Annotated in this window: 6 protein-coding genes; 5 read left to right on the top strand and 1 reads right to left on the bottom strand. The window is 36.3% G+C overall.

Going from position 1 to position 6,037, the window contains the following annotated elements; all coding sequences use genetic code 11:
• Nucleotides 1-3: 3 nt before the first annotated feature.
• On the bottom strand, nt 4-1,239 hold the full coding sequence (locus JCM6256_RS08965) for a CAP domain-containing protein (protein WP_025081343.1): 1,236 nt from the start codon (nt 1,237-1,239) through the stop codon (nt 4-6).
• Between the two features lie 145 nt (nt 1,240-1,384).
• Here JCM6256_RS08965 and JCM6256_RS08960 point away from each other — a divergent pair, with 145 nt between their 5' ends.
• The 5 genes from JCM6256_RS08960 to JCM6256_RS08940 all read left to right on the top strand — a co-directional run bounded on the left by JCM6256_RS08960 (nt 1,385) and on the right by JCM6256_RS08940 (nt 5,999).
• Nucleotides 1,385-2,467, top strand: a complete 1,083-nt coding sequence (locus JCM6256_RS08960) for a D-alanine--D-alanine ligase family protein (RefSeq protein ID WP_025081342.1) — start codon at nt 1,385-1,387, stop codon at nt 2,465-2,467.
• A gap of 25 nt (nt 2,468-2,492) precedes the next feature.
• Nucleotides 2,493-3,227, top strand: a complete 735-nt coding sequence (locus tag JCM6256_RS08955) for a transcriptional regulator (RefSeq protein ID WP_025081341.1) — start codon at nt 2,493-2,495, stop codon at nt 3,225-3,227.
• Nucleotides 3,228-3,311: 84 nt separating this feature from the next.
• Complete coding sequence (locus tag JCM6256_RS08950; RefSeq protein ID WP_025081340.1) at nt 3,312-4,415, top strand: YibE/F family protein; 1,104 nt, start codon at nt 3,312-3,314, stop codon at nt 4,413-4,415.
• Nucleotides 4,415-5,203 (top strand): YibE/F family protein, encoded by a 789-nt coding sequence (locus tag JCM6256_RS08945; protein ID WP_025081339.1) that lies wholly within the window; start codon nt 4,415-4,417, stop codon nt 5,201-5,203. The genes JCM6256_RS08950 and JCM6256_RS08945 overlap by 1 nt, the downstream gene beginning before the upstream one ends.
• Nucleotides 5,175-5,999 (top strand): alpha/beta hydrolase, encoded by an 825-nt coding sequence (locus JCM6256_RS08940; protein WP_025081338.1) that lies wholly within the window; start codon nt 5,175-5,177, stop codon nt 5,997-5,999. Before JCM6256_RS08945 ends, JCM6256_RS08940 begins: the two co-directional genes overlap by 29 nt.
• Nucleotides 6,000-6,037: the final 38 nt, after the last annotated feature.

Genomic DNA, 6,037 nt, shown 5'->3' with positions numbered 1-6,037 from the left:
CTTTTACTTAAATTTAACTGTAAAATCTTTTAGAAAATGACGGATAAAAAAATTGTGGTTCCATTGACCCTTTTTAAGCGAATCAAAATAGTTAGTCACCTTGTAATGATCACTCTTAGAGTTTAATGCTGCCCACAATTTTGCACTCTGATTTAAGAAAGCAGATTTGGCATGTGGGTTCTGTTGTTCGGATACGCGTTGATATGTCTTTGCTTTGTCTGCAACTTGGTCAGATTCCGTAACTGTATTTTGTTTAAATAATTTGAATGTATAAGTATATAAATTGCCGACTTTTACTTGATATTCATGTCCAGCAATAATTGGCGTTTTACCAGGTGAATATGTAATAACGGTTTTAAAGTTTCCGTAACCAGCACTGCTATAATTAGTTACTTTTTTAGCATTGTAACTTGTGTTGGTATCTTTGTCGGTAATCGTAACTTTAGGTTTGCCTGCAAAAATCTTATTGGATAAGTATAATGACCAAGCAATATTTTTACCCTTAGTTAACTCTACAGGGAAAACGCCGGCGCTTGGGTAAGCGACCGTTGGCTGACTAGCATTTTGGAAAAGATCATCTACATTCAAAACCTTTTGAACTGAATAACGATAACCATTTGTTCCGTAGGCAGCGCCAATTCCTGTTGAAGTAAGGCGCGTTGATAAAAGCCAAGCACGGTGACCGGTATCGGAGCCTGTTAGGTTGTAGTGGTCTGTTAATAAATCAGTAACTACATCGCCAGCAGATTGATCAGATACATTAAAATTCAAGTTGGAAGTTTCAGATGTATCTTGAGCTAATTTCCAAATTGATTTATTAATGTAAGCTGGTCTTTGTTCATTAGGCAAGCCGTGTTGATTGATAAATGGATTAGCATTAATGGCCGCCATAACGCTTGCTGTTTTTTGCGCACTTTTATTAGCAGTTTTATTGTCAACGATTGGCGGAAGACCAAATAAACTACGATAGTAATTGATGTAGGCTAGTTGATCATTTATATAATCTTGCTGAATTTTACCAGCACTAAATGGCTTGGTAAGATGTGGGGCAGTTGTATAAATATTATTTTGACTGTAAATTTTCTTGCTTAAGTTAGCGTATTCCTTTTGAAAATGATGAACTTGCGTAACTTCACCGCTTGAAAAAGTAGCTGCTTGTGCATTTTGACTAACAGCCGCAAACGGACTTAATAATGTTAAACTAGCAATTGCCGTGATAGATAATTTACGTAGAAGCATCTTTTCACTTCCTTTCCGGCATCTTTCTTTAATTATAACCCATCATGAAAAGGCTTTTGTAAAAAATGTTCTGGAATTTTGTTTTTTCTTAGTATTATTGCGTATAATTATAGAATGGTAACATTAATTAAGAGGTAAAAAAACTATGACTAAAAAGACACAAGTCGGTTTAATTTTCGGTGGAAATTCATCCGAATATGAAGTTTCAATTGTTTCAGGTCGTAACATTTATAAAGCAATCGATAAAGATAAATTTGATGTTCATCCAATTTGGATTACTAATGATGGCTACTTTGCTGATGAAAAGGAAAGTTTTAAGGTTTTAGAAGATCCTAAGTATCAAGTGAAGAACCCACACAAGGTAACTAACATTTCTAATTTAATTGAACTTGCTAATTTACCAGAAATTGATATTTTCTTCCCAATTGTTCACGGTAATTTGGGTGAAGATGGTGGTCTTCAAGGTTTATTCAAGATTTTAGACAAGCCATTTGTTGGTGATGATATCTTGGCTGCTGCCGTAACCATGGATAAGGAATTTACTAAGATTTTGGCTCAACGTGTCGGTGTTCCTGTTGCTGAATGGATCGCTGTTAAGCGTTTTGAATACAACGACAAGAATAATGACAAGCTTAACTATGACAAGGTTGCCGAAAAGTTAGGCAAGGACATGTTTGTTAAGCCATCTAACCAAGGTTCTTCAGTAGGTGTTAGCCACGTAACTAACGCTGATGAATACAAGAAGGCTTTGGACGAAGCATTTAAGTACGACGACAAGGTTTTAGTTGAAGAAACAGTTCCAGGAACTGAAGTTGAAACTGCCGTTTTAGGAAACGATAAGCCAATCGTTTCAAGTGTCGGTCAAATCACTAATGCTAAGGGTTCATGGTATTCATACGAAAACAAGTATGATGATGACTCAACTTCTACACTTCAAATTCCGGCTGATATTCCAGAAGAAATTGTAGAAAAAGTTCGTTTAAACGCTAAAAAGGTTTACCAAGTTACTGAATGCTCAGGCTTAGCTAGAATTGACTCAATGCTTACTCCAGATGGCAAAGTTGTTTTAACTGAAGTTAACGCATTGCCTGGTTTTACAAGCATTAGTATGTATCCTAAGCTATTTGAAGAAGCTGGCATTCCTTATACTGACTTAATTACTCGTTTGATTGAAGTTGGCCAAGAACGTTTTGATCATAAGAAGACTTTGCTTCATAAGCATGATTAATACCAAATATTAGGGGTAGGATTGAATGACAAGTAACAAGCACGATTTTGAAGAACTTGATGCACCTGCAGCTGCGGCTGAGAAGTTAGGCATTAGTGTTGCGACTCTTAGAAAGTATTCTTTAATTGTAGAAAAAGTAACTGGCAATAAAGATTACTTTGAGCGTAGCAAGCAACGCGCACGTTTATATCATAAAAAAGATATTGATGATTTGGATGCTTTCCATAATTTATCTAAAAAGGATGGCTTAACTTTAGAAGAAGCGGCAAGGCAAATTTATGCTGTTAGCGATAAAAAAGAAACAGATAAAAAGCGTCAAGCTGAAGCTAAACCAAAGAATGAATTAATGGACAGTCATCAAGTTGCTAAACTTTTAGGTGCACTTCAAAATACGATTGCTAGTCAAAATGAAGCTATCGATAATTTGCAAAAGCAACTCAACCGAATTGAAAAGCAAAATCATGATTTGCTTGAACGACAAAAGCAATTGGAAGCACCAAAAGACGTTGATGATGAGATTGCTGCATTGCCTGATATCTCAGGAATTGTTGCTGAAGATGATGAAAAGCAGGAAACGCAAGACGATAAGCGTAAGAAAGTTCTTGAAGATAAGAAGAAATCTGAAGAAGAACTTCATGATGAAATAATCAATAAGGCAAAAGAAAATGCCAAGAAACGTGCGAGTGCAAATGTTCATCGTACCCTTGAAGATATGCAGCTTCATCCAGCAAAGAAGCATTGGTGGCAAAGATTATTTTAAGATTTATGAAGACGGCTTATAAGAGGCCGTCTTTTGTTTTACAGTTAAAAGAGAACTTACTTTAAGGGAGATAAAAGCAAATACATGAAGAAGATAAAAACACGCTATTGGGTGGCGCTGATTGCTCTGGTTGTGGGGTTGGCCTTAACTGCGATAACTTATTTTGCAGTTGGTATTTATCAAAAAGATAATGTAGCTGTAATTACGGATACGCAAATTTCAGATCGTTTAGTTGAAAAAAATAAGGATGTTTATGCCAATGAAGACCAGACACGTGAGCAAGTTTTGCATATAAAAGTCTTGGATGGTAAATATAAAGGCAAAACTTTTAAGGAAAAGAATATTTACTATCCTTCACAATTAGTTACACAAAAATATCGTGCAGGACAGCGAATTTTTGTTAGCATCAAAAAAGGTAATTTAGCACTGGGAAACCCTAAACGTGACTGGGTCTTAGTTTTGGCATTAACCGTAACGATTGTCTTAATGATTGCCTTGTCGGGGAAACATACCATAGCGCTATTAGTTTCAATGGCTTTAAGTTGGATCATCTTTTATGGGATTATTGTTTTAGATGTGAAATTAAATGGCGCATATATTATTTTGCTCTTTAGTGTAGCTGATATCATCTTTTCATTTATCAGTTTGTTAATAGTGCAAGGCTTTAATAAAAAGATGCTGGCGACGTGGCTAGCAACGCTGCTGGGTGTATTTGTTTCATTTGCGCTTTGCTACTTAATTATGAAATTAACTGGTGAATCGGAAATGAAATATGAAACCGGTGATTATGCAACGCAAGATCCACGAGGGATCTTTTTAGCACAGACTTTACTAGGAGTTTTAGGCGCCGTAATGGATGAAGCGACCGATATTGTTTCTAGTCTTTACGAAGTTATTCAAGTTAAAAAAGATATTACGCCTAAGCAATTAATGCAAAGTGGTCGAACCATGGGCCAAGAAATTATGGGGCCATTGATCAACGTTTTGGTTTTGATTTTTGTTGCTGAAGCATTGCCAATGACGATTCTTTATTTGCGTGATAATAATACTTTGGGTTCAACATTTGGCTTTACTTTATCACTTGGCGTAACGCAAAGTGTAATTTCGGCTATCAGCATAGTCTTAACAGTTGTGTTTGCAACGGGATGCAGTTTATTATTATTAAAGAAGCAAAGAGGTGAAAATTAATGAGCACTCTTATAGCTTTAATTATCGTTTTAGCTGTTTTGATGACAATTGTCGGCGGTGAAACAGGAATTCGTAGTTTCTTCAGTGTGCTGATTAACACGCTTCTTTTAATTTTGGTAGCCATGTTAATTTCGTGGGGAATCAATATTGCAATTATTACGTTGATTTTTATTCCATTGAAATTAGCGACGATAATATATTTAGGAACACATGACTATGTGGTTGCCAAAAATTCCTTTATTTCGGCATTTATTGTTTGTTTATTGGTTAGTTTGCTTATTTTGGGATGCGAATGGCTTGCGCAGGCTGCTGGGTTAGGTCCGGAAGCAGGAGAAGTTTTAGTTGGTTTGTCGCAAATGCCAGGTTTAAGCTATCCAATGATCGCCGTAACTGTCGCAATCTTTTCAACTTTAGGTGCGATTGCGGAAGCTGCGGTTGCGATGAGTTCGGGGCTTTTGGAAATTAAAAAGCATCACCCTGAAATTACACGCAAAGAGCTTGAAGCAAGCGGAACATCAATTGGAAATGATGTTTTAGGAACGGCAATGAATACAATTTTATTCGGAATGTTTGGGAGCTTCTTATCATTGTTCTTATGGTATTTCCGCTTGGGTTATACCTTTGGTGAAATTGTTAATGAAAAGTTGTTCGTCAACGAGGCATTGATTATTTTGTACTCATTGATCGGTGTTCTTTTGACAGTTCCATTCTCAACCTTCTTACTGGCAAGAGGGATGAGCAATGAAAATGAGGTAAATAATGAAGACAGAAAATCTAACTCTAACTAATTTTAATAATCGTAAATATACAATTCATACTTATACTCTGGATGATAATCCTAAGTTAGTGGAACAAAAGCGCCCATTGATTATCGTGATTCCAGGTGGCAGTTTCAATTATTTATCGCTTCGTGAAGGTGAGCCAGTTGCTTTAGCATATAGTTCACATGGCTTTAATAGCGTTGTGATGGAATACAATTTGGTTCAAGATCCCGGTAAAATTTATCCGGATGCTGGTCTTGATGTGTTAAGCACGATTAAATATTATCGTGATAATGCGGAAAAATATAATATTGATCCTAACAAGATCGTAACAATTGGTTTTTCCGCTGGTGGTCACGTGGCAAGTGCAGCCAACTATATGGCTAACAGTGAAACTTTTTCTAAGAAGTATAATTATGTACCTAAGGAAGTTCGCCCTAATAAAACAATTTTAGGTTACCCGTTGATTAATATTGATCAAATTGGTTTTGAAATTCCGGATGGTCAAGAAGAAAACTTGCCTGATGAACCAGAATTGCGTGACAGTGCACTAGGTGTTACACGTGAAACACCAGCGACATTTATTTTTCAAGCATGGGATGATCCCGTTGTTTTGATTTCAAATTCAATTGAATATATCCGTGCGCTTTATGCAAATCAAGTTAAGTGTGAAGCCCATTTATTTGAAAAAGGCTTGCATGGCTTTTCATTGGCTCGCCCTGAGGTTGTTGAAAAAGGTAGTGAATGGCAAAATAATCCGCATGCCGCTCGTTGGTTTGAAATGAGTCTTGAATGGTTGAAACAAGAATTTACAGAAAAGTAATAATAAAAAAGAAGAGTTGAGAATTTCGGCTCTTTTTC

It is taken from the genome of Lactobacillus hamsteri DSM 5661 = JCM 6256 (genome assembly GCF_000615445.1).
Taxonomy (GTDB): Bacteria; Bacillota; Bacilli; order Lactobacillales; family Lactobacillaceae; genus Lactobacillus; species Lactobacillus hamsteri.
This window is presented reverse-complemented; position numbering and strand designations above follow the sequence as displayed.